The sequence below is a fragment of the Roseibium sp. HPY-6 genome, from assembly GCF_040530035.1.
Classification (GTDB): domain Bacteria; phylum Pseudomonadota; class Alphaproteobacteria; order Rhizobiales; family Stappiaceae; genus Roseibium.
Window position 1 is genome coordinate 2074386 of record NZ_JBEWCD010000002.1, and the last position, 25326, is coordinate 2099711.

The 25326-nt window shown below is 55.2% G+C and carries 11 protein-coding genes; 6 read left to right on the forward strand and 5 right to left on the reverse strand.

Going from position 1 to position 25326, the window contains the following annotated elements:
- Window positions 1-49 precede the first annotated feature (49 nt).
- Both ABVF61_RS20780 and ABVF61_RS20785 read left to right on the forward strand, forming a co-directional pair.
- Complete coding sequence (locus ABVF61_RS20780) at window positions 50-1996, forward strand: relaxase/mobilization nuclease domain-containing protein (RefSeq protein WP_353995441.1); 1947 nt, start codon at window positions 50-52, stop codon at window positions 1994-1996.
- Window positions 1997-2556: 560 nt separating this feature from the next.
- Complete coding sequence (locus ABVF61_RS20785; RefSeq protein WP_353995442.1) at window positions 2557-2973, forward strand: hypothetical protein; 417 nt, start codon at window positions 2557-2559, stop codon at window positions 2971-2973.
- Between the two features lie 41 nt (window positions 2974-3014).
- Here the strand turns inward: ABVF61_RS20785 and ABVF61_RS20790 are convergent, their stop codons facing one another.
- Entirely contained in the window at window positions 3015-4595 is a 1581-nt protein-coding gene (locus tag ABVF61_RS20790) for a hypothetical protein (RefSeq protein WP_353995443.1), read from the reverse strand.
- Between the two features lie 1403 nt (window positions 4596-5998).
- On the opposite strand from ABVF61_RS20790, the gene ABVF61_RS20795 reads away from it, so the two are divergent.
- The 4 genes from ABVF61_RS20795 (at window position 5999) to ABVF61_RS20810 (ending at window position 21081) form a co-directional block, all read left to right on the forward strand.
- The gene (locus tag ABVF61_RS20795; protein WP_353995444.1) at window positions 5999-6367 is read left to right on the forward strand and encodes a hypothetical protein; all 369 of its coding nucleotides are present in this window, start codon (window positions 5999-6001) and stop codon (window positions 6365-6367) included.
- Window positions 6368-6448: 81 nt separating this feature from the next.
- Complete coding sequence (locus ABVF61_RS20800; protein ID WP_353995445.1) at window positions 6449-6979, forward strand: hypothetical protein; 531 nt, start codon at window positions 6449-6451, stop codon at window positions 6977-6979.
- 1354 nt (window positions 6980-8333) lie between these two features.
- Complete coding sequence (locus ABVF61_RS20805) at window positions 8334-17483, forward strand: SPM autocatalytic domain-containing protein (protein ID WP_353995446.1); 9150 nt, start codon at window positions 8334-8336, stop codon at window positions 17481-17483.
- 328 nt (window positions 17484-17811) lie between these two features.
- Window positions 17812-21081: a calcium-binding protein gene (locus tag ABVF61_RS20810; protein ID WP_353995447.1), complete on the forward strand. Its 3270-nt coding sequence runs from the start codon at window positions 17812-17814 to the stop codon at window positions 21079-21081.
- Window positions 21082-21437: 356 nt separating this feature from the next.
- Here the strand turns inward: ABVF61_RS20810 and ABVF61_RS20815 are convergent, their stop codons facing one another.
- Genes ABVF61_RS20815 through ABVF61_RS20830 form a run of 4 tightly spaced genes read right to left on the reverse strand, consistent with a single transcriptional unit; the run spans window position 21438 to window position 25269 of the window.
- Window positions 21438-22874: a flavin-containing monooxygenase gene (locus tag ABVF61_RS20815; protein ID WP_353995448.1), complete on the reverse strand. Its 1437-nt coding sequence runs from the start codon at window positions 22872-22874 to the stop codon at window positions 21438-21440.
- 18 nt (window positions 22875-22892) lie between these two features.
- The gene (locus ABVF61_RS20820; RefSeq protein WP_353995449.1) at window positions 22893-23648 is read right to left on the reverse strand and encodes an SDR family NAD(P)-dependent oxidoreductase; all 756 of its coding nucleotides are present in this window, start codon (window positions 23646-23648) and stop codon (window positions 22893-22895) included.
- Window positions 23645-24607 carry a carbohydrate kinase family protein gene (locus tag ABVF61_RS20825; RefSeq protein WP_353995450.1) on the reverse strand — a complete coding sequence of 321 codons (963 nt, stop codon included), beginning with the start codon at window positions 24605-24607 and terminating at the stop codon, window positions 23645-23647. Before ABVF61_RS20825 ends, ABVF61_RS20820 begins: the two co-directional genes overlap by 4 nt.
- Window positions 24604-25269, reverse strand: a complete 666-nt coding sequence (locus ABVF61_RS20830; RefSeq protein ID WP_353995451.1) for a class II aldolase/adducin family protein — start codon at window positions 25267-25269, stop codon at window positions 24604-24606. The genes ABVF61_RS20825 and ABVF61_RS20830 overlap by 4 nt, the downstream gene beginning before the upstream one ends.
- Window positions 25270-25326: the final 57 nt, after the last annotated feature.

Sequence of the window (25326 nt, forward strand, 5' to 3'; positions counted from 1 at the left end):
CGGCCCCGCCCTGGTCAGGCACTTGCTCAGTCGCAAGGCCGGCCAAGACGTGACCATCCTGCCGTATCGCGGTCTCGTCGCTGACGATCCGCTCGACGCGATGCGCGAGCTGGAGGCGATCTCCGCGCACGGACGGACCAGAAAACCGATCCATCACGTCCACGTAGATCCGCCCCACGGTGCGGAGACACCCGAACTTTTCGCCAGGCATCGCGAGCTCTACGAACAGGAGTTCGGTCTGACCGACGCCCCGTCGTTCGCAGTCCGGCATCAGAAAAACGGGCGTCTTCATGAGCACCGCGTCTACACGATCGTCGGGCCGGACGGGAAGTCCGCTGACCTCTCCTGGGAGCGTGCTCGCAGGGAGAAAATCTCTCGCATCATCGAGGTCGAGTTCGGGTTGCCGATGATCGCCGGCAAGCACAACAAGTCTGTCGAAGCGGCCCTCCGGAAAGACGGACGCCACGATATCGCCGACGCCATGGTTGCCGCGGGCTTGGCCAAGAAGCCGCGTCCGGACGCGGTGACACCGACCGAGCGCCACATTGCGGAGCGCACTGGTGTGCCCGCCCGCTCGATGGACGCCAACATCCTGGCCGCATGGCGGGCCGCCGACAGCGGCACCGCCTTCCGGGCGGCGCTCGCCGATGCCGGGATCTGGATCGCCAAGGGTGAGAAGACGACTGTCGTCGTGCGCGAAGGGGCTGCCGAGTCCCTTGCTCGGTTGCTTGCCCGGGAGGCCAAGAAAACGGGCGTCGACAAGATCTCGGCCGCCGACGTCCGATCGAGGCTCGAGGGTCTCGATCTGCCCGTTTTGGCCGAATTGTCGAAAATCGGACGCTCTAGGAAGGCCGTAGAGCATCGTTCCGGAAGTCCCGAGGGTGATCGCTCATGGGATTCGAAGTTTGAATCAACGAAAGGAGATCTGGATGTCGGACAGGCCCCAGACCCCGCAGAAACGGAATATCGCAATGGAAGTCCTCGAGGAGACGCAGCAGGTCGGCCGGAGCGTGGACGAGCTGAAGCCGCTCCTGGATCTGTTGGAGAGCCTGGAAGGGGACGAGGCGTCGGATCCGATCGAGGAGATCAAAGAACTACTCGAACAAATCGTGCTGGGGCAGCGGCACTTGACGACGGCGATCGAGGACAACACGGCGCACGTGATCGCTCTGCGCCAGGGTCGAAAGCTTCGGCCGGACAGAAGCGAACACGGAACGCAGTAGCGTCCAGCCGGCTCCGGAAGGGCTTGTCCTCTGGCGAGGTCCAGCGAATTCGCGAGCGTGCCGAGCAGCGCGCCCAAGCGTATGCCACTCGCCGTTTCATCCGGAACAAGGCGGCCGCCATCCGCCTCTCGAGGATCGAGACACGCGGCTTCATGGCGAAGCTCCGCGACGTCTTCAGGGGGGCGGAAGAAAAGCTTGATCGTCAGCTCGCCGTGCGCTTCGCCGCAGCAAAGGCGATCGTCGATGGCCATGCGCCGGAGCCCAAATGGCTCCTGGGGGCCCGGCAGAAGAAAGTCGAACTCCAACGCCGTTACAGCAAGGCCTGGATGAAATCCTCCAACTCCTGGGAGGCCTTCAGATCCTTGAAGGAGCGGAGGCCGAACTGGGCGCTCCGGCCCTTCGCCTACCGCCGCTGGAAACGAGAAATGGACCGTTTACGGTCGATCGCCGTAAAGGCGTCAAGTCGGAAGATGTCGCTGAAGGACCGCCGCGACGTCGCACAGGTGAAGCTTGAGAGTGCCGAGCGACGCTGGAAAGACCATCACTCTAGGAAGGAGATCGAAGGGCTGTCCAAGGACTCGAAATTTGAGGCGATGCGCGAACTGAAATTGATCGGTGAAATCCGCCGGATGGTGAAAGAGGATCCCATCAATATGCGTCTGCCGATCGAACGACTTGCGGAAGAGGCGAGCGAGCGCATCCGGAAACGCGACTACGAGGAAAAACTCAAGTGTGAGATCGATCCGGAAACGACGATGTCGTTCCGGACGTAAGGTTTCGAAAAAGGGGTGCTCCGGCTCACCAAAGATCAGAACTCCGGCCGCTTCGTCGCTTCTTGACCTGGCACCTGGCTGGTCACATTACAAGGCTCGCTCCGCTTTCCACCTTGTCATACGCCCCTCCCGATGCCTTTCAGGTCAAGCGACGGCGGCTCCGAAGATCAGATCTTCTTTCAGATGAAAGCCTTCTGGTGAAGTGCTCGCAGCCGCCTGAGGACCTTTGGATTTCTTTCGAGTTGTTGAAATTTGATCAGTCGTAGATCCCGACCACTCAAATTGTTTGGCCCGCAGTTCCGCCGGTCATTTTTCCTGCCATCATAGAGAAATGGAAAACGCTCGCAAACGAACTTCTAGACTGCGTGAAAGAAGACGCGGCTGCCTCGATCGTTGGCGTCTTTCTATGTTTTTGCGGTTGAGGAGAAAGCGGAAATCTCGAGCGAACTGGCTATCGATCCTCTTTGCGGTGCTTGGAGTCAGCTTGTTTTCCAGAAGTGTTCCCAGACTTAGATTTCGAGGCACGAACCATTCACTGCAAGAACCTGAAAGGAGGCCAAGTGAACAACAGACCAATCTCCCAGTTGTTAAAGCAACTAAAAAGAGACGAGCGGAACCTAAATTTTTCCCCACAAAACCGGACTTTCCGGGAAATAATTGCGCGGACACCCCGAGAATTGCACGGCTTTCTAGAACATCAAGTATTTCGGAGGGGCGATATACAAGACCTTAGATGTGCTGGCGATGATGATGACCATTTTGATTTTTGGCGAGAACAGTCGGGAATTTGCGCACCGGACAGGGTGTCAGAGGCATTTAATCAAAAGATCGAGGACCTAAGACAAGAGATCAAAGACGCGTTTGGCGAAATTGTCGACCGGGAAGCCGCGGTCGTCGGAGATATAGTTGCAAGACGCGGCACAGCTGAGGCTATTGAGCATATCGAGAAAATGAAAATCCGAGCATTTGTAATTTGAATGAGAGCCGGAAACCGTCCGGCTCCTAAACTAAACTGCTTTCAAAAGGTTCCATCCCGACGTGGCCATGCTTGAACGTACAAGGCCAAGGTTTTTAAAGACATTATGGCAACTGGTATCAGAATAAGCGCGATCCAATCTCCGTTTAGGGCAAGCGAACCAGTCGTATAAACTACAGCGCCGAAAGGTAGGAAAACTACCGTCAGTAATATTGTAAGCTTGGCCAGTTTTCGGTCGAAATACAAACCCACCCAAGGTACAGACCAGACTGCGTTATCTCCGTCTGCTTGTTTCAACTTACGAAACAAATTCTCAGCGTGGAGATAGTGGTAGGTTTGGGTAAAAAAGACAAAAACGCCGCCAAACAGTGACAACAATCCTATGGGAATTGAGAGGCCAAAAAGATTTACTGTTGACGCGCTTTTTCCTTCCTCTAGCTGCTGGTTAATCAGTGTTTTAAGTTCTACAAGCGGAGTAGTCCCATATTGTTTGTGGTAAATTACCAGTTTGGGAAAGCTCTCCTCAAAGGACCCAGTAATAGTTGGTGTTCTTGTTAACATACCGAGCGGTAAACGTTCCAATACTAACGCTTGGGCGTCGAAAGGGGTTCGCTTCGTCTTTACTGGGAATAGTATTTGTGTGTCGACCGAAAAGTCTTTTGCAGCGCTTGTGCCGTCCCAGTCTTCCATCCAACCGGTCCCAACATTGGCCATGGAAAAAAAGTTTTTCTTCAACGACAAGTGTAGAATTTCACCTGAACGGTTTTCTAACTCATCAATATACTTCGTAATGTCACCGTCAAAATGATAATCGAGATCAGCTATCTCAGCAGTATTTTCAACAAAAGCGTCAATGGTCTGCCTTAGGCTTCCGTATCCATCGCGGCCGTTTTGAAGACCTCCTGCAAACATCCAAAGACAGTCTCCAGATGTTTCAGTTTCAATATCGTCAAGTCCACAGTTTTGTGAATGAAATTCTAAGTAAGCATCACCGAAGGCAAATTGAATATACTTGGTCATAGAGAAAACGCCTGTGAGACTTGATTGACCATCATCAATCGTCTGAAGACTGTGGTCCAAGGCTAGTACGTTCCAAAAATCACTGAAGTCGCTGAGAGATGAAGGCCGCTGGAGGAAAACTTGGCTGTGTGGTCTGAAATAGTAAGGGCCATCTTCAATTTCCTCATTTGCGAAAATACTAGGTGGCGCATACTTGTCAGAAGATAGCGTTTCAGAAGACAAATCGTGCCATGCTGCCAACAGTGTGTCCGAAAGTAATGAGATCGCAGAGGCGGAAAATTCTTCGCTTGTTGGATAACCCAATTCTTCTGGAGCGGAGTTGAATATTCCATTGTTTGCTTCATTCGGGTATAGCGTTACTGTCCCGTGCGTCCGAAGCGGAGGCAGTTTGCCATAATGGTCACTATACGCGCCTAGCGCAATCCTTTCTAAATCGTTGGGCTTCCAATCGCTTGCTAGTCTCTCAACAATAAGGAGTTCGTTGTAAGCATCGTAGGGTTGTGAATCTTGATTGGCTTGGGCGATTATCAAAATTGTCACGCAAACAACGATTATTGCGAAATGCGTGGTCCGAACGTGTTCCGCAAGTTTGGAGAGATCCATCTTGCCTCCCGATATTGCATCTTTTCTAGCAAATGCCAGTCAGTTTGATCATTGGTGCAAATTCAAAAACATCAATCAAGAGTTATGTTCATACGCTAAGTAGACTTAAGAGCGCAAGTCCTGAGAAAACGCAGCCTGGGTTTTAGGCAAAGAGACCGGCCAGCGACACGATGTCCGCGATCGGGCAGATGCCTCTTGGGCAGCTGGCCGTAGGTGCGCGAGTTGGAGCGTGAGCAAATTGCAGAACGAAACCAAGCGGGAACTTGAGCAACCAGAACCCATAGCTGTCATGTTGGCAGATCTAGGAGATCGACCAGATGAGTAAAAAAGTGGGGCCTTATGTAAGCTGCTGCGCAAACTAGCATTATTGCAAGGATGTCCATGCGATATGGGCGCGCTTCTTGCAAAAAATTCGATAGATTAGAACACAGATGGCTTTCCTGAAGGGGTGAAGGAACGAGTGGCAAGAAGTGGTACTACGGGGCTGCTGATGCTTTTGGCAGATTAAATTGTTGACAATTCTGACGGTCAATTGTACCCGAATTGGTACCCAATCGAGAAATCGCCTTGACGTAAAATCAATGGCTTACGCCAAAAACGGGTGAGAGTCCCTTCCTCTCCGCCACTTTAGTTAAGGTCCATTCCCAACACATTCGATCTTGTTGCTTTCAGCTTTTCGGCGAACCATCGCCGTGTGTGGGGCATTTCTTTAATAGTTTTTGCGAAACCCGATTTGGGACGTCCACGACTGATTTGGTCCAGTGCACGAGACGTTACTTGGTTTGGAGCGCGCATTGGCGAACTCCCCGAAGTTCTAAAAAGAAAAATGGGTCCGAGGTTCTTGCGCTGAGAGAGACTTAAGGACGGCATTGCGTTCGCCTGGTGCCGAAAGACGGAACTTGTTGCGTTTGCTTGCAAGAGCTGAGTGCCTTCGAGGCTCGTGCCACACCTCGTGGGCGTCGGGTTTGGTAACGCCAATTTGCGGCTCTTGGTGACGCCCGTGGCGTGATCGGGTACACAGGAAGCCCGGAGAACGACCGCGCAACCCACAAACGAAAACCGGTTGGCAAGGCTGCAAAGCGGAGGGCTTTCTCCTCGGCTTCGCACTGACGCTTTTCCGGTGGTTTGGAGACGTGCTCACCGTCTGCGGCTCGTTCGTTATTGAGAGAAAGCCTGACCAAAGGGAATTTGCGACGTTTGATCACATTTCTGCACGGATCTGATTGAGAACGCAGCGGAAGTTCAAAACTCAACCGGAAATCGAATAAATTCGGTTGCACGTCACTTGGTACTATTGCTAAGGTTTTGTTAACTTATCTTGGGTTGCCGCCAGGCGGCCCTGACCGTGTCAAGTGCGCCTGAGGCAGCGCGTTTTTTCCGGTCAAGTTGGGGAATGGGGCAAGGTGGACAGAAGCAATTCTGATCTCTCCGGGCGCGCGGAAATTGCGTCCGGCGACACGGGACTGGCTGCGCAAGTGAGTGGAGAAGACGCGTATGCCGCGTCGCCTGAAGGTCGTGTGGCAGAGGGGGCAACTCATGGGAACATGGTTGTCCGGCTGGCCGACGGGTCCGAGGCCGATTACCGCGCCGGTGTCTATCTCGCTCGCGAAGCACATCAGAACACGATCTTCCGCGACATTCCGTTTTCCGAAGAAAAAGCGCGCACAATCTTTGAAAAAGCAACAGCCCAGCCGAACCGTTTCGGGCTCCTTTGTGACGCGCAACGCAACATACATAAATCGAAAAACCGACTAAAGCTGTGTCTTTCATAGAAAAATGTAATAAAATAACATCAGTAAAAGGGTAAAGAGTTGCGTGTTTGAATAGAACTTATCTGTCGTGAGTGAGTTTTGATGTTCAAGTCATACTTAAAATTTATAATATTTCTGCTTGTGATTGCAGTGGCAGCTTTTGTTTTTGTTGCAACTTTTATTAACAGTCATAGCAAATATACACAATTTAAATACTATGCTCACCACATAGCGAATGAATCGTTTTCCAAACGGGAGAAGTCATACGTAATTTGTAATATTGGGACTGATGTTTTTCCCAAAAATGAATGCAGTAATTTTAGAGTAGAAAGCAATCATGGTGAAGATCAAAAGCATTGTCAATTTATATACAGTAACGCAAGCGTAAATCCGCTTGGATTTTTCATCAATGATTTTGAAGTCGTGTATATAACAAATAAAAGCGGTGAAAGCTTGCTCAGTAGAATTAATCGAAGCGAGCTTAAGAGAGCTGCAGGAAGCGAATTAACAGACAGAAATCTAGGTAAATTTTTAAATAAATATCCCGAATTCAACAATTTGAAGTTTAAATTGAAAGAAAAAGAAGCGTGTAATGGCTTCTTTATTTATAAAATGAGGGCGAGAGATGAGTGATTATTACTTGAGATTTAATATTATTCACAATCCCTTTCAATTTGGAGGCATCGATTTTCATTTCACAGCGCCCGGGCACGCGAACATGACGTTGGGTTCGCGCGTTGATTCAAGGGAGGAATTGATAGTTGGTGCAAACGTAAGAGATCCAAGGGATTATGGCCTCGGTGGTATTCTCTCAGAGTTGGGTGACAAAAGAGAAGGCATAATTCAACGCGAAGAAGGTCAACTAACCTTTAATTCTGATCAGACACCTCGAAATCATATTTCACGTGAAGTGCCTATCAACAAAGAAACTTATGAGACTTTACACGGCTATTTTACTGATCTCATCAACGATAAACATCGGTTCAACTATGCTCTTGATGGAAAAACTTGCGTTGAATTCGCGGAACATGTTTATGGCTTAACTGGGCATCCGGGTGCGCTTGGAAACCTGTTTTCATACGAAGACCGATATCAGAGTGTCGTTGCTGGGCATCCTATTTGGTCAAAGGTAAACAACTTTCCCCTTCCGTCCCCGGAAATTTCTGGGGTCAATTTTGACGAAACGACTGGCCTGTTTAGCCCAATTGGCGACGTGTTGCCCGGTGAGCCGATTTACGTGCCGCTTGGACCAATCCCTAACCACATTCCAGATATAAGCACTCTATTTGGGTTGCCACCTTTTCAGCCTATCGGATCACCACCTATTCAGCCTAGGAGCTCCTCTGGCGGCGTCGAACTACAAGACATCGACCCGGGGAGTCGGGCTGGCGCTATAGCCCGTGAACAGGGGCTATATTCGAAGAACAACAGTGTCCCGCCTCTCGCAGGACGCGATGAATACTATGGTGGAGGGGTCGAGCAACAGCTACTGCAAGAAACGTCAAAGTCTGCCGCTAGCACTTATTTTGGGACAGACTACTATGGCGAAGGATTTCGAGGCTTAAGTGGATCGACCGGTTACGGTGCTGCATCTTCCGGATCCGTTAGAAACCCTGGCGCAGCGCAATCGAGGTCTGATGCGGGTGTAGACCCTTCGTTTGGATATTTCGGAGGATATGGTCCTGGCGATGGTTCAATAGCTCCCGGATCTGGCGGGGGCTCCAGCACCGGAAGCGCCCCTCCTGCACCGCGCTCCAAGCCTAGCAATAGCGGTGGCAGTGACGGTGGAAACAGCGGCAATGACAACTATAGCGGTGGTCGCAGCAATCCAAGCGCGCCATCAAATAACAACGGCGGGAGTTCCGGTGGCTATCAAGGTAGCTACGACAGCGGATACAGTGGCGGCGGCGGCTATGGTTACAGTGGCGGTAACGAGGGTTCTTTCAGTGATAACTTGGGTTGCTTCGTAGCGGGTACCCCGGTTTCGATGGCTGATGGCTCTTCCAAGCCAATCGAGCAAATACAGCTTGAAGACAAGGTATTGGCGTTCGACGGTTTTGGACCTCTTGCCCCTGCCGAAGTCACTGATCTCTTCGTCCACGGAAAGCGCAAGGTAATAGATGTAGACGGCGTGCTGACGACGCCGGAACATCCGTTCCTGCTCGCGGATGGAAGCTTTCAACCGATCGGCTCCTTGAGTGCAGGTGCGCAGATCGTGCGAGCTGATGGTTCGCTGCATACGATTGAAAAAATATCAGACGTGGAAGGTGTTCACACGGTTTACAACTTCACCGTTGAAAACAAGCACACTTATATCGCGGGCGGCTTCCGCGTTCACAATATCAAACCAATCATCCTCGATCTCGATGACAACGGCATCAAAGTAACGCGCCTGGATCAATCGTCGGTCTTTTTGGACACGGGCGGCGAGGGTCTGGACCATAGAACCGCCTGGGCTGCCGCCGGTGACGCGGTGCTCTACTTTGACCCTGACGGCCGCAACGAGATCACGGAAAAGCGCCAGTTTGTCTTCACCGAGTGGGATCCGACTGCAACGAGCGATCTGGAAGCCCTTGCGTCCGTGTTCGACACCAACGGCGACGGCGTTCTGGATGCCGGCGATGACGACTTTTCCAAGTTCAAGCTGATGGTGACCCTGGCGGACGGGTCGATCGTCTCGAAGACCCTGGCCGAGCTTGGCATTACCGCGCTCGACCTGACGGCGGATGCGACCAACATTGAGCTGTCCGACGGCTCTGTGATCACCGGCAAGACGACCTTCACCCGTTCCGATGGGACCACGGGAACAGTCGGCGACATGCTGCTGGCCTCGGAAGCCCAGGGACACCGGGTTGAGCAGGTGGAAACGACGGATAGCAGCGGCAACCGTGTGCTGACCTCAACCGCCTATGCGGCGGACGGCAGCAAGGCCTATGAGATCCACTCGGTCACCAGCCCGGACGGGCTGAATATCACCAACCGCTATGACGACAATGGCGATGGGGTTGTCGACCGGATCCAGACGATTGTGACAGTGGTCAACCCGGACCAGAGCCGTACCGAAACGGAAACAAACCTTTCCGGAAGCAACGCGGCGACAGCGGTGCTTGAAACGCGCATTGTGACCACGACGAGCGAGGACGCTGGAACCGGCGACAAGATAGAGACCATCGAGCGCGATCTGATGGGCGGCGGCTGGTATGACCAGCGCGAGGTGCGCACCGAACATGCCGATGGCAGCTGGACGATTGTTGTCAGTGATCTGGCGCAGGACGGCTCTGTGATCACCAGCCGCTCCGAAACCGTTACGAGCGACGGTCTTGTGCGCACCGACGGCACGGACAGCGACGGCGACGGTTTGGATGACACCATCGTGACCCACACGGTGACGGTGCATGCGGACGACAGCCGCACGGAAACCGTTGCGACGACGAACCGGGACGGCTCGTTGCGTGCCGGCGTTCAGGAAGATGTCAGCGCGGATGGGCGGACCAAGACGATCCTGCGTGATCTCGACGGCGACGGCGATGACGACATACGCGAAGAGCATGTGATCACGGTTGCTTCGGATGGGGCCACCAGCTCTACGCTGAAGATTTATAATGATGACGACAGCCTTCGAAGTGAGACCAAGACCACTCAGTCCGATGACGCTCTGACCAAGACGACAGAGCTCGATCAGGACGGCGACACTGTTTTCGAAGTGAAGACCCATGAGGTCACGGTGATCGGCGCCGATGGCAGCCGCGAAACGACTGTGACGGTGACAAATCATAATAATTCCCTGCGGTCTATGACGAAGGAAACGCTCGGGGCGGACAAGGTCAGCTCTACAACCTGGGTGGATCTCAACCGAAACGGGAGTTTTGAGTCAACGGACCTTGTGTCTTCTGTTGTGGTCGACAATACAACTTTAGAGAGAATTAGAGAAGAATACACACGCAATGCGGATGGTTCTGTCAACGCGACCACAACTTCAACGACAAGTTCGGACGGTCTGACGAGGACCGTTACAACCGACTTGGACGGGGATAACGACACGGATCTGGAGGTCCTGGACGTCACGGTTTTGAACGGTGATGGCAGCTCGACGCGCACGGTCACGACCAGCAATCAGAATGGGTCTTTGCGCACGAAATCGGAGGTTGTCACCAGCGCGGACGGGTTGACCACAACCACCCGGACGGACGTTGACGGTGACAATGTCTTCGAGGAGAAAAGCGTCGACACGCGTGTCCTGGAGACCGACGGCGGAACAACGCGCACGACCTCCAGCTATGCCGGCAATGAGACCACGTTGCTCTCACAAACCACTGTGCATGACAGCGCTGACCGGCGTGTTCAAACGGTCACGATTGACCGGGACGGCGACGGCAATACGGACAACCTCTCCGTCCGCAGCGAGGGCACCGATGGGGCTGTGACGCTCACCGAGACGGTAACCTCCAATGACGGCACGGTGCTCGGGCGGACGGTGACCGGCACCAGCGCCAACGGCCTTGTGGTGGAAACGGCAACGGATCTTGACGGTGATCTGGTCGACGATGTGACGACGACAAGCACCACCGTCTTGAGCGCCAATGGCAGCCGGACAACAACGACGCGCGCTGAAAATGCCGACGATACGTTGCGCAGCCAAACGGTTGTCGAGATCAGCGATGACGGGCTGAAAACCACGACGCTGATCGACCGCGACGGTGATGAAGTCGATGAGCGCAAGGTCATTGAGACGCGTGTCCTGGAAAACACGGGTTACACGACAACCACCTTGGATAACTGGTCTTCGAACGACACGCTCCTGAGCCGGACAAGGACGGAGGTCAGCGACGACGGTCTTGAAACGGTCGTGAGGACCGATGCCGATGGCGACCAGGGCGTGAACTGGGATCTGGTGGAAACAACGACGACCACCTTGGGGCTCGACGGATCGACGGAGACCGTTGTCAGGCTGGAAGCCCTGGATGGTCTTCGAAGCGAGTCGACGCGCAAGGTGATTGATCACACCAGTCAGGAGATGATCGCCACGGGTATCGTGCAGACCGTCACAACCGACGTGGATGTCAACGGAGACGAGAACTACGATACAAAGACCAGGACGACTGTCGCCATCGATGGCGAAGTGATCACGCTCACAGAGCAGTTGGCCGAAGACACCAGTCTGCAAAGCCAGGTGCAGACCGTCACCAGCGCCAATGGCCTGGAAACGACAGCCAGCACCGACGGTGATGGCGATGGCACCTTCGAGACAGAGGTCAAAACCACCCGCGTTCTGAACGGTGACGGCTCAGAGACTGTCACGACCGATCTTCTGGGCAATGAGGGAACGCTGTGGTCACGGACCGTCGCTACAACCGGTGATGACGGCCTTTCCAGCACCCTTGAAGAGAACATTGATGGCATCGGCGCATCAGACCGCACCACGTCACGCCAGACGGTGATTGCCCAGGATGGCACGGTCACGAGCACCACGGATGTTCATGCGCAGGACGGGTCCTTGATCGAACAGTCGATCGAAACCGCCAGTGGCGATGGCCGCACGACCACGATGACTGTTGATCGCGATGGCGATGGCCAGAACGATGAGGACATGGTGACCACCGTCGGCGATGACGGGGTCACGACAACGACCTCGTCCTATTTTGCTGGCAGCGGCGCTTTGCTGGCTCGGATGGTTGCCACGGAAAGCGGCAATGGCCTGACCCGGACGATGGCCTACGATCTTGACGGCGACGGCAGCAATGACCGCACCGTGAGCGATGCGACCGTTCTCGGCAGCAACGGCAGCCGCACGAGAACCTTCGAGCGCCGGGACGGTGCGGGGGTGTTGCTCGCAAAAGAAGAGGTCGTAACCTCCGACGACGGTCTCGGCAGCACTGTCTCGCTGGATCTTGACGGGGACGAGACGTTCGAGACGAAGACTACGCTTTCCACCAGTTTTGCCGCAGACGGTGAGACCCTGGAGACCTGGGAAACCCGCGACGCTGCAAATGCGCTGACGGCATTCCAGACGCGCACGACCAGCGGCAACGGTCTTGTTGTCACGCAGTCGACTGATTTTGATGCCGACAATCATGCGGACCGGATCAACTCCATTCAGTTGGGGGCTGCCGGCGGCAGCACGGAAACAGACAGCTATTTTGGGTCCGGTGGCACGCTTCTGCGCAGTTCCGGGACTGTCGTCACCGCAAATGGGCGCACCGTCACCTCCACCATCGACCGCGATGGCGACGAGTCTGATGACCTGGAAATAGTGACGCAGATCGATCTCAGCCGCACCGAAACGGTCACCTATACCGACAAGGCGGACGACGGCTCGCCAGAGGCGATCATTACCCAGACGACATCGGCCAATGGCACCGTTCAGAGCTACGCCTTTGACATTGATGGCGATGGCACGGCGGACATCACCCGTGTCACCACCATGTCCTATGACGCAGCCGGTAATGAGATCAGCACCTTTGAAGAACGCAACGCGGCAGGTCGCCTGGAATTTGCCAGCACGACGACAACCTCCACAAATGGGCTGACGTCTGAAACGGTGGTCGATTCCGATGGCGACGGTGAAGCGGACAATACCGAGAAGACGATAACGACGCTGAATGCCGACGGTTCGACCACGATGAACAGCACCGACTGGTTCGATACCGGCAACATGCGCTCCAGCTTTGAGGAAACGGTCAGTGCCGACGGGCGCACGGTCACGCGGTCCTATGACCTTGACGGCGACACGGCTGTCGACAAGACCTTCGTCTCGATCGTGGCGGCCGACGGCAGCGTCACAGTCACCGAGACCGCCATTGGCGATAAGGACACTGATACCAAAAGCGCTGTCACGACAACGTCTTCCGATGGCCTTCTGACAACGATCCACAGAGATGGCGTCACGCAGACCATCAGCCGGTCTCCGGTGGAGAACGGGTCCTACAGCTGGGACAATGGCGTTACGTCAACGACAAGGGATACCCACGTCGTTGTTACCCATATGGTTGATGGTCTGGGTCTTGAAACCTGGGAAATGCGCGAAACCCTGGGCGGCACCACGACGGTCACTACGCAGACATTCGACGCGCAGGCAAAGGATCGCCTGCTGGCGGAGGCTGCCCGGATTTACGATGCCGTGCTCGACCGCGACATGGATCTCTCCGAAGTCGAGGTCCTGGTTCAGTACGCCTCCAGCGGTCAGCTTGACCGGGTTGCCCTGTCGGATGCGCTGCTCACGTCCAACGAGTACATGATCCGCTATGAAGCCTTGAGCGACGCCGGCTTTGTGGCCCGGCTCTATCACAACACGCTCGGACGTGAACCGTCGCTTGATGAGCTGGAAAGCCACGTATCGAACCTGACCAGCGGGACGGCCACGCGCGCGGAAATTTCCGCGGCGCTGGCAGAATCCGCCGAGCATCTGGTTGTTGGAAACGGTCATACCGCGACCAACAACCAGGACGTCTTCCTGATGGATCTGGAAAAGGAAGACCCGCTCCAGGTCTCCTTCGACGGCGGTCCCGTCGAGATCGAAGCCAAAGATGCCGACATCCTGATCGGCAGCGCCGCCGGTGAAACGCTGAACGGTGCCGGTTATGACGCCATTTATGGCCGGGACGGCAATGACACGCTCAACGGAGCCGTGGAATCGACCGTACTGGTCGGTGGTGCTGGAGACGATACGCTCAAGGGCCAAGACGAAAACGATGTTCTAGCGGGCGGTACCGGTGACGATCGTCTAGAGGGCTGGGACGGCGGCGACACCTACTTTTACGAAAGAGGTGACGGTAACGATACGATCATCGAAGCATCACCGCCTCCTCCTGCACCTGCGCCACCCGAGCCTCCCAAATTGTCACTGGTGTCGGGTGGCGCCAGCTATTACACGCCCTACAATCCCCCCACCAGAAGCGGTACGGGTGCATACCTTTCCTATAACGTGACGAAGCCGAAAGCTGCGATATTCGATAGCAACAGAACCATTCTCGTTGCAACGTCCGTACCTGAAGCGTCATCGCCCTCTGCGCAGCAATATATCGCGGAAACGACACCTATCGACGTGATTTCCTTCGGAACCGGGATCCAGATCGATGACGTCAAATTCGACCTCGTTGGGTCCGATCTTGTCCTCGATTTTTATTCTGAAAGCACTGCCGACGCAGCCGAAGCCGCTGCTGCAGGCCTTGCTCCACTTCAGGGGTCGATTACCGTCAAGCACTGGTCTGCATCTTACGACAATCGGATCGATCTGTTGTCGTTCGACAATGGCGATGTCTACTGGGTGGAGCATCTCACCGCATTCTCAGACGATGCAGCGGGAACCGGCACGCTCAATGGTGGAAGCGCAAATGAATGGCTCTCCGGCCTGGAGGGCGACGATCTCATAAAGGGCGGCGCTGGGCACGACCTGATCCTGGGTGGCGACGGCAACGATACTCTGGAGGGTCAAGACGGGCACGACGTTCTCCTCGGCGGCGAAGGCAACGACGTTCTCCTAGGCGGCGACGGGAATGATTTTCTTGACGCTGGAAAAGGAGATGCCGGTCTGGGCTGGCAAAAGCTCGAGGGCGGCCAGGGTGACGACGAGTTCAGTATCAAACGGGACCACGGTCGTGTCAGCATAACCGAGCTTATCAACGGTGACGAGGACATTGTTACCTTTGCAGATCTCAACATCAAAGACGTGACGATATCCACCTACGACTATTCCACCGACACCGACAATCCGCTTGGCGCGACCTCTGAAACCGAACCTGATGCGCTTGTGCTTTCCTGGAACAAAGACGGCGCTTCCGGTGAGCTTTGGCTAAACGACCTCGGCCAGCACGTCGAACGCATTGCCTTTGCGGACGGAAGCGTCATTAAGTCCATCTCCGAAAATCAGGATGGCGGCTTTGATCTCACCGGCACAGATGAAGACGACGTCATCACCGGCACCGCCGGAAACGACAAGATTGTCGGTGGCGAAGGTCAGGACACCGTGTTGGCAGGGGATGGCGATGACGAGGTTCATTACGGTCTCGGCGATCGTTTTTGGACCGCAGGCGGCAACTCGCGCGATGTCGGCGGTGCGGGCACGGACACGCTTGTCGTTGAGGCGGGTTCGGGTTTTATAACGGACGAACTCTCTGCGCTCGGCTTCGAAGTCTTCAACGGCGCGGAGCTGAATGATCGCGTCACCGGAGAGTTCGATACGATCGACTATCACCTTGATGGTGGCGCTGGAAACGACGTTCTCATCGGCAGCGGTGGCAGCGACACGCTTGTCGGCGGCGAGGGGGACGACATTCTGGAAGCCGGCGCTGGTGTTGCGGGCAAAACACAAAGCGCCGACGGCGGATCTGGGGACGACACCTACGTCATCCGGCCGGAAACATCCTACCTGTGGATCACCGAGGACGCGGACCCAGCAACCGGCGGCAATGATATACTCCAGTTCATTGATATTGCCGAAGACCAGCTCGAAATCGAGATTGTCGACGATCCGTTGCTCGGACTATTCACGCAAGTCTCCTGGGGGGATGCGGCAAACGGCAAGTGGGTTCGCTTTACCGGAACATCCATCCCGGTAGAGCGTTTCAGCTTCATAACGACAGAAGAGTTGAACGCTGAGCCATATGCCGCCCGGGATCTTGCAACGAACGCGATTGAAAAGGTTGGTGGGAGCAACACAGCCTATGACCGTGGCGCTTATTCAGAAGAAGGGTTTGTTGGCGCTGGGGTCTTGACCACGACGGCTGTCGCAACCAACAAAAACGTGTTCCTGGGTTTGTCTGCTGAGCCTGGTGATATGGGCTATCAGTCCATCGATTATAAGATCTTTCAAACCGTTCATGGCACTTTCCGGGTCTATGAGCGTGGCGTGAATAAAGGTGAGTTTGGCAATTATCATGTTGGCGATGAGCTAAGTATCGAGCGTCTCGCAGACGGCACGCTCCAGTATCTGCGTAATGGAGAGGTCTTCTATACCAGCACGCTTCTATCCGACGTCACTACGACGCTTTATGCGGATGCGAGCTTTTTCTCCCATGGCAGTCGTTTGGGCGATACTTACTTGCAGACTGGCACCAGTTCGAAAGATCTTGTCACCTGGGTTGCAAATGCTGATCTGTCGATCGCCGATGATGTCGGCGTCGTCACACAAACATACCAGGACCTGAATGGCGACGGTGTGGTCGATGCTATTCTGTCGTCAGAGGACGGTTCGATCTGGACGCGACTGGGTGATGGCCAAGGCGGGTTCGGTGAGGCGCAGGCGCAGGGCAAGGATCTTGCGACGAATGTCTTGGAAAAGTCCGGTGGCGGCAGTAGCGCCTATAATCGTGGCGCTTACTCTGAAGAAAGCTTCACCGGTTCAGGTGTGCTGACTTCGACGGTGGTTCAAGCGAATAAGCATCTGATGTTCGGATTGTCCGAAGACGGGCGTCTTTCCGACCACTTGTCGATCGACTATGCCATTCAACTTAAAAATACCGGCGCCCTTAATGTCTGGGAAAAGGGTGTCAATGTTGGCACGTTCGGCACTTACCATGTAGGTGACGAGCTGAGTGTTGAGCGTCTTGCGGACGGCACGGTTCAGTATCTGCAAAACGGTGTTGTCGTCTACACCAGCGCAGCTCACTCTGACCCGTCTACCGCTTTACAGGCGGATGCTACTTTCCTTACGGAGGGAGGGCGGCTTGGCGACACCGTTCTTCAGTCTGGTACTGACACAGCAGCTCTTGTCACTTGGGTTCGTGATTCAGATTTAGCGCTCGTTGGGGCATCGGCCCCAGTCGCGACCACCTACGAGGACCTGAACGGTGACGGCGTTGTCGATGCGGTTCTTGCCGCAGACGACGGCTCGATCTGGACGCGACTGGGTGATGGCCAGGGCGGGTTCGGTGAGGCTCAGGCGCAGGGCAGGGATCTTGCGACGAATGTCTTGGAAAAGTCCGGTGGCGGCAGTAGCGCCTATAATCGTGGCGCTTACTCTGAAGAAAGCTTCACCGGTTCAGGTGTGCTGACTTCGACGGTGGTTCAAGCGAATAAGCATCTGATGTTCGGATTGTCCGAAGACGGGCGTCTTTCCGACCACTNCCGCTTTACAGGCGGATGCTACTTTCCTTACGGAGGGAGGGCGGCTTGGCGACACCGTTCTTCAGTCTGGTACTGACACAGCAGCTCTTGTCACTTGGGTTCGTGATTCAGATTTAGCGCTCGTTGGGGCATCGGCCCCAGTCGCGACCACCTACGAGGACCTGAACGGTGACACCATTGTCGACGCAGTCCTCACTGCCGAGGATGGCTCGATCTGGACGCGTCTCGGCGATGGCCAGGGTGGGTTCGGAACGGCTCAGGCCCAGGGACGCGACCTTGCGACGAATGCGATTGAGAAGGTCGGTGGTGGCGCCACCTCGTGGGACCGAGGAGCTTATTCGGAAGAAGAGTTTCTCGGCGCTGGGGCCCTGGTCACAATAGTTGATTCAATTGGCAAGTCGGTGATGTTGGGTCTTTCTGCGGATCCGGGCGATTCCGGCTACACCTCCATTGACTTCACTATATTGCAGAACTCGAACGGTGTTTTTCGGGTTTATGAGCGTGGCGTCAAAACCAGCGACCTAGGCACGCTTAGTGTTGGCGATGAGCTGCGTATTGAGCGCCTTGAAGATGGTACGATACAATATCTTCACAATGGCGAGGTGGTTTATACCAGCCCAGTTGTGTCTGAAATTTCCACGCCGCTTTATGCGGATGCGAGTTTCGTATTCCACGGCAGTCGTTTGGGCAACACATACTTGCAATCAGGTTCTGGTCCGCAAGAGCTTGTCACATGGGTTGCCGATCCTGATCTTTCGATTGCCGGTGACGTCGGCGATGTTTCACTAACCTTCGAAGACCTGAACAGCGACAACATTGTTGATGCTGTTCTTACCGCAGACGACGGCTCGATCTGGACGCGTCTCGGCGACGGTCAGGGCGGGTTCGGCGAGGCTGAGGCCCAGGGCCGCGATCTTGCAACGAACGCGATTGAGAAGGTTGGTGGGAGCAACACGGCCTATGACCGAGGAACGCATTCAGAAGAAGGGTTTGTTGGTGCCGGGGTCTTGACCACGACGGTTGTCGCAACCAACAAGAACGTATTCCTGGGCTTGTCCGCTGACCCCGGTGATATGGGCTATCAGTCCATCGACTATAAGATCTTTCAAACCGTTCATGGCACTTTCCGGGTCTATGAGCGTGGCGTGAACAAAGGTGAGTTTGGCAATTATCATGTTGGCGATGAGCTGGGTATCGAGCGCCTTGCGGACGGCACCGTTCAGTATCTGCGTAATGGAGCAGTCTTCTATACCAGCACGCTTTTGTCCGACGTCGCCACGCCGCTCTACGCGGATGCGAGCTTTTTCTCCCATGGCAGTCGATTGGGCGATACGTATTTGCAGTCTGGCAACGGCTCGAAAGATCTTGCCACCTGGGTTGCAAATGCTGATCTAGTGGTTGCTTCCACGACCGCTGTCGTCTCAACAATCTATGAAGACCTGAATGGTGACGGCGTTGTCGATGCGGTTGTGTCATCTGAAGATGGTTCGATCTGGACGCGTCTCGGCGATGGCCAGGGCGGGTTCGGTGAGGCTCGTGCGCATGGCAGGGATCTGGCAACGAATGGTCTGGAAAAGACCGGTGGTGGAACCGCTTGGAACGGAGGCGCTTTTTCCGAAGAAGGTCTGGCCGGCGCGGGATCTCTTACGACTGCGGTGTATCAAACCGATCAGCCAATAATGGTCGGACTGTCTGAGGAACCCGGCGGTTCAGGCTATCTCTCAATCGGTTTTGCGATTTACCAGCACAGTGACGGCAAGCTTCGCATTTTTGAAAATGGCGTGGGCATAGGCACTTTTGGCGCCTATCATTTTGGTGATGAACTGAGCATCGAACGTCTTGCGGATGGCACGGTTCAGTATCTGCAGAACGGCGTGGTGTTCTACACGAGCACGAATTCATCCGATCCAGCGGTGACACTATATGCGGACGCCAGCTTCAAGTTCACAGGCAGCCGGATAGGCGACACTTTGCTTAAGGTCGGTAGTGCACCTGCTGAGCTCGTTACCTGGGTCCAAGATCAGCACATGACTGTAATTGGCGTGTCGGACCCCGTCACCACGAGTTATCAGGACCTGAACGGTGATGGCGTTGTCGATGCTGTTCTAACCTCAGAGGATGGCTCGATTTGGACACGTCTGGGCGATGGTCAGGGCGGTTTCGGTGAAGCACAGGCGCAGGGCAGGGATCTGGCAACGAATGGTCTGGAAAAGACCGGTGGTGGAACCGCTTGGAACGGAGGCGCTTTTTCCGAAGAAGGTCTAGCCGGTGCGGGGTCTCTCACGACTGCGGTGTATCAAACCGATCAACCGATAATGGTCGGACTGTCTGAGGAACCCGGAGATTCGGGCTATCTTTCAATCGGTTTTGCCATTTACCAGCACGGTGACGGCAAGCTTCGCGTTTTTGAAAATGGCGTGGGCATAGGCACTTTTGGCGACTATCATTTTGGTGATGAACTGAGTATCGAACGTCTTGCGGATGGCACGGTTCAGTATTTGCAAAACGGAGTGGTGTTCTACACGAGCACGATTTTGTCCGATCCAGCGGTGACACTATATGCAGACGCCAGCTTCAAGTTCACAGGCAGCCGGATAGGCGACACTTTGCTTAAGGTCGGTAGTGCACCGGCTGAGCTCGTCACCTGGGTCCATGATGAGCACATGACTGTCATTGGCGTGTCTGATCCCGTCACCACGACTTACCAGGATTTGAACGGTGATGGTGTTGTCGATGCTGTTCTAACCTCAGAGGATGGGTCTATCTGGACGCGTCTTGGTGATGGTCAGGGCGGGTTCGGTGAAGCCTTGCGTGAGCCAGTTCTTCCGGCGGCTGACCCGGTTGCGCCCGCAATTGATTTCAGTGGTGTCAGTTTCACAAGCTACACAAGCAACCAGGATGTTGGCGGGATAGCTTCAATACTCAGCGATGGCAACCAGCTTGCCTTCGAAGGCAACACCTGGAAGCAGATGGCATTCGATTATTCGATAACTGCTAACACTGTTCTGGAATTCGAGTACAAGTCGACCATCCAGGGCGAATTGCAGGGGCTGGTTTTCGAAACGGACAATGACTTCACAACCGGATCAAAGGTCATTCAAATGTATGGGTCAGACAACCATGCCAGCTTTGACCGTGCCTATTCTTACTCCGGTTCGGGAGAATGGGAACACTTTTCGATCAGCGCTGGAGACTATCTGACGGGAGCAATCAGTGCTCTGGCGTTCGTGAACGATCATGACAACGGTTTGCGAAACGCAAACAGTTTTTATCGCAATGTGAAGATCTACGAGGCGAAAACGATATCGGGATCTACCAGTGACGATGTGTTGTCAGGCACCGTCAACGCAGACATACTTCTTGGCATGGCCGGAAACGACAGGCTCGACGGTGCACTTGGAAGCGACATCCACACGGGTGGTGCCGGTTCGGACACGTTTGTCTTTATAAGCACGGGCGCTGCGACCGACACGGTCACCGATTTCGAAAGCAACGGTGGGTCTGCCGACGTGCTGCAATTCGAAAGTGCAGTCTTTGCCGACTTTAATGCCGTTCTTGCTGCTGCCGTTGATGATGGCACGGACACGACGATCACTTTGGATGCTGACAGCCAGGTTGTTTTGAAAAACGTTCTGGTCTCAAACCTGCAAAGCGATGACTTCGTGTTTGTTTGATTGCACCGGTTTGAAATATAGTCCCGAAACGGATTCAGGTTCGCGCGTCGACTTAATCTATGCGGGTGAATCTGAATGCTGAAGTGATACGCCGTTCATAGGCTTGCGTTGTGCTTCGCGTCCGTAGGTTCAATCGGTCCCAATCATAGGTCATGGGCCGGCTGCCAGAGTACCCATCTGGCAGCCAGAAAAGCTGCTTCGACATCTTTTAAATTTTCAAATCGGTAATGCGAAGAAATGTCCGCGTTTGCTGGGTTGACCGGGGCGCGAACGTCTTTGTTACCATGCGTTTCCCATTGTCAGTCAACAGAGGACCTGGCGATGTTTTTCCGCCATGTCATTCCATCGGTTTTTGCTTAGTCCTCGGGACAAAAAGCGGTGTATTGTGCGGTTAATTGTTTCGGCCCGTCGTCAAACGCGTCGGGTCCAACGAGACGGTAGAGAAGTCCCGACGTTGCGCTTTTCCGGATGGTTTGCGCAAGATCGTCTGACTGTGGGTCTTTCGGATCGGTTCCGCATAGGCGCGCGAATCTGAGCGCCATCTCGGACTGGGTCCGGTAGCCCGTGTGGTGACCGTTTTGCGCGCAGTCTTGCAGGCCTGCACGCATGGTCTCTTCGCTTCGCGCCTGGATAACGCTGCCCCAGCTGTAGGCAAGATAGCGTGCCTGTTGCTCCAAGGGCGTCGGGTAGGAGCCGGCCTGGCTCCAGAGCCCCAGAAAGGCAAGCCCTGGCAGGTCCGGATGCAAGGTGAATTCGTCAAGTTCGATATAGTTGTCGCTCAATCGAAGCGTGTCCCGGGTCTCTTCGTCGAGAAACGGCAGGTTGAGCGCAAAACCGGTGCCCGAAATGATGCCGTCAACGTCCAGGTGGGAGCCACCTGGAAACCGCAGTGTCCGTCCGCTGATCCGTTCCGGCCATTCGACCGGCGTGACACGCCCCTCCGCAACGAGGTTGAGATAGTGCTGTGAACCGGTCGCGCCGGCTTTCGAAAACTCAGGATGCGGTTTCGGCGTGCCATAGCGGCTGGGGTCGCCTGAATAGCGCAGGATCTTCTCTTCGCTGTCTTTCAGCAGCGTTTCCGGATCGTCCAGGGCTAGCGCACCGCGCTCATAGGTGAACAGGAGATATTCAATCGGCAGGCCCCGAACCATCTTGGGGTTCACGTACCGTTGCCGCCGCTGTGCAAGATGAACACTTGCCGCCCCTAGCATGGAAAGATCAGAGGCGATTTCGAGCGAGGAAATGGCACCGCCCAGAACCACAACATTTCGGTTCTGATAGGCGAAGGGATCCTTGTAGTTGAAGGAGTGAATGATCCCCAGATCGCCGGAAAAGGTCTCGTGACCTGGAATGACAGGAATGACCGGTTTGTTGAAACGGCCCGTCGCGACCACGACACGCTCGAAACGTCTTTCGAACTGCTCGCCGTCTCTTTTCAGCAGCAGGGCCCATGTCCCGTCTTTTCGTGCAAGTTTGATCAAACGCGTGCGAAACTGAACCAGATCCAGAAGGCCGTATTCGCGTGCATAGTTCTCGAAATAGGCGCGAACCGCTCCGTTGTGGGGGAACAGCGGTGTGCCCTTTGGATAGGGCAAGTCAGAGAACCGGGTTGCTTCCAAAAATGTATTCGTCACCATTTGCGGCCAGACGCCGCTCATCGGATTGCTGACGGACCATTGTCCCCCGACCTCCGTGTGAGCTTCGAAGATTATCGGCGAAAAGCCTTGTGCCTTGAGCCATCTGGCGGCGGCAATCCCGCCCGGTCCTGCACCAATGATCGCGATATCTGTCATGACCAACCGTCGACTGATTTAGTGGAAATAGATCCCGCCGCACACATTCAGCGCCTGGCCGGTGACAAAATCCGACAGATCGGAGGCGAAGAAAACAGCAGGCCCGACGATGTCGTCAGGGTCTCCCAGACGCTTTAACGCGGCCACGTTGGTCCAGTGGTCGATGTTTTCCTGGCTGCCGAGGTTGTTTTTGCCCATTTCGGTCAGGATGATTCCCGGGCAGATCGCATTGACTGTAATGCCATCCATGCCGACTTCCTGTGAATAGACGCGCGTCAGCGTGATCGCTGTCGCCTTTGTGGCCGCATAATGCCCCTGTGTTGGAACGCCCTGGCGCCCGGCAATCGAAGCGATGTTGATGATCCTTCCGGACTTGCGTTGCCGCATCTGGGGGAGAACCGCATTGGTGCACAACAGGACGCCTTTGGCGTTGACGTCGAAATGGGCGTCCCAGGTTTTTTCATCCAGCTCTTCGAGCTGTTTCGGCACCAGTATGCCGGCATTGTTCACCAAAATGTCGATTTGCCCGAAAGCATCCGTCGCCTCACCAACGACGCTTTCGACGATGCCCTTGTTCGTCACATCCAAAGGCAGCGCGAGGCATTTCTGTCCGGTTTCGCCGACTTGCGCGGCGACCTTTTTAAGCTCGCCCGTTTGACGATCCAGGTCTGTGATGACGGTGTTCGCTCCATGTTTTGCCAGCCCGACGGCAAGGGCTGCACCGATACCGCGGGACGCCCCTGTGATAAGAGCTGTTTTTCCTTCGAGGATCATTGTGCTGCCTCCAGTTCCTTTAATGGCCAGCTTTCCATTGCGGCCATTACCGATTCAAAGTCTTTCAGGATGCCTTGGCTGCCGAGACCTCGGGCTACGTGCGCAGCCACGGTGTTTGCAAACCGGGCGCATTGGTGCAGCTCCCAGCCCTTCGAAAGACCGGTGATGATCCCGGCGGTGAAGCTGTCCCCGCAGCCCGTCGTGTCGATGACGTCGATCCTGTGGGCAGGCAGCTGAAACGCAGCAGCATTTTCAGGGTCTACCCAAACGCCGTCCCCCTCCAGGGTGATGACCGCGTTTTTGACACCCCGCGCCTTGAACCAGCCGGCGACTTCGGCAGGCGTGCCGCCTCCGGCCATGGCTCGGCTCTCTTCGATCGAGGGAACGAAATAGTCGATATAGGGCAAAAGCGGCTCGACGAGCCTGACCGTTTCTTCATTCGCGAGGATCAGGTCGAACACAGTTGTCCGGCCGAGTTCCTTTGCGCGTTTCAAAAGCTTGAGAGACGGCGCACCATCGAAATTTGCGAGCAGTCCCGTGCCGCCCAGATGCACAATGGAAGCGTCGCAAGCCGCCTCGATTCCCGCGTCGTCCAAAGTGAAACTGTTGGATGTTCCCGGCACGAAGAAGGCGGATCGGGCCCCGTCTTTTGCGATCGGCAACATGGACATTGCCGTCTGCAGGGACGGGCTGCGCCCGACCAGGCTGGTGTCGATCCCGGCGGATTGCATCGCCGACAGCAACCAATCGCCCATCGGGTCGCAGCCGACTTCCGCCGCCACCTTCACCTTCAGGCCGAGCATTGCACAATCGAGAGCCGTCGCACCGGCTGTGCCCGCGACGGTCATGGTCATCTGATCAACAAAGGTGGCGCCTCCACGCGGCGGCATTTCATCGGCGTGGGCGCAAAGCGTGTCGAGCACAAGAAAGCCGACCGCAGATAGATCGGAGTGGGTCATTTGCTGTTTCCCTCATCGGTGAGGCCATAGCCTGCGATCTTGTCGCTGACGTCCTGGATTTGCCGGTCGGTCAAGAGAGGCGGTTTGCCGAGCTGCAATGCACCAAAATACTGGTGTGCGAGTGTTTCGAGTTCTTCTGCAAGCCAGAAGGCCTGTTGAATGGTCGAACCGATGGCAATCATGCCGTGATGGGCAAGAAGGCAGGCCTTGCGGTCCGCCAGCGCTTCGACGGCGAAATCGGAAAGCTCCTGGCTGCCGTAAATCGCGTAGGGCGCGACCCTGACTGACGGGCCGCCGAACACTGCAATCATGTAGTGAATTGCCGGAATCTCCATCTTGTGGATGGCCAGGATCGTACAATAGGCAGGGTGGGCATGAACGACGGCTTCAACATCAGGTCTTGCAGCCAGGATGTCTCTGTGAAACCGCCACTCGCTCGAAGGCTTGTTCTGGCCAGTGGCGGTACCATCCGTGTCCAGATAGACGATATCGTCGGCGCCCATCTGATCGTAGGGCATGCTGGAGGGCGTGATCAGCAAACCGTCCTCATGGCGGATGCTGATGTTGCCGGACGTACCCTGATTGAGCCCGCTTGAATTCATTTTCAGGCAGTGCTCGATGATCAACTGCCGTTTTTCCAGTTCGGTGAAATCGATACGCATGGTCTGTGTTTCGGTTCAATTTAGTGGCGCCCGGCGGCAATCACCGCCGCTTCCGGC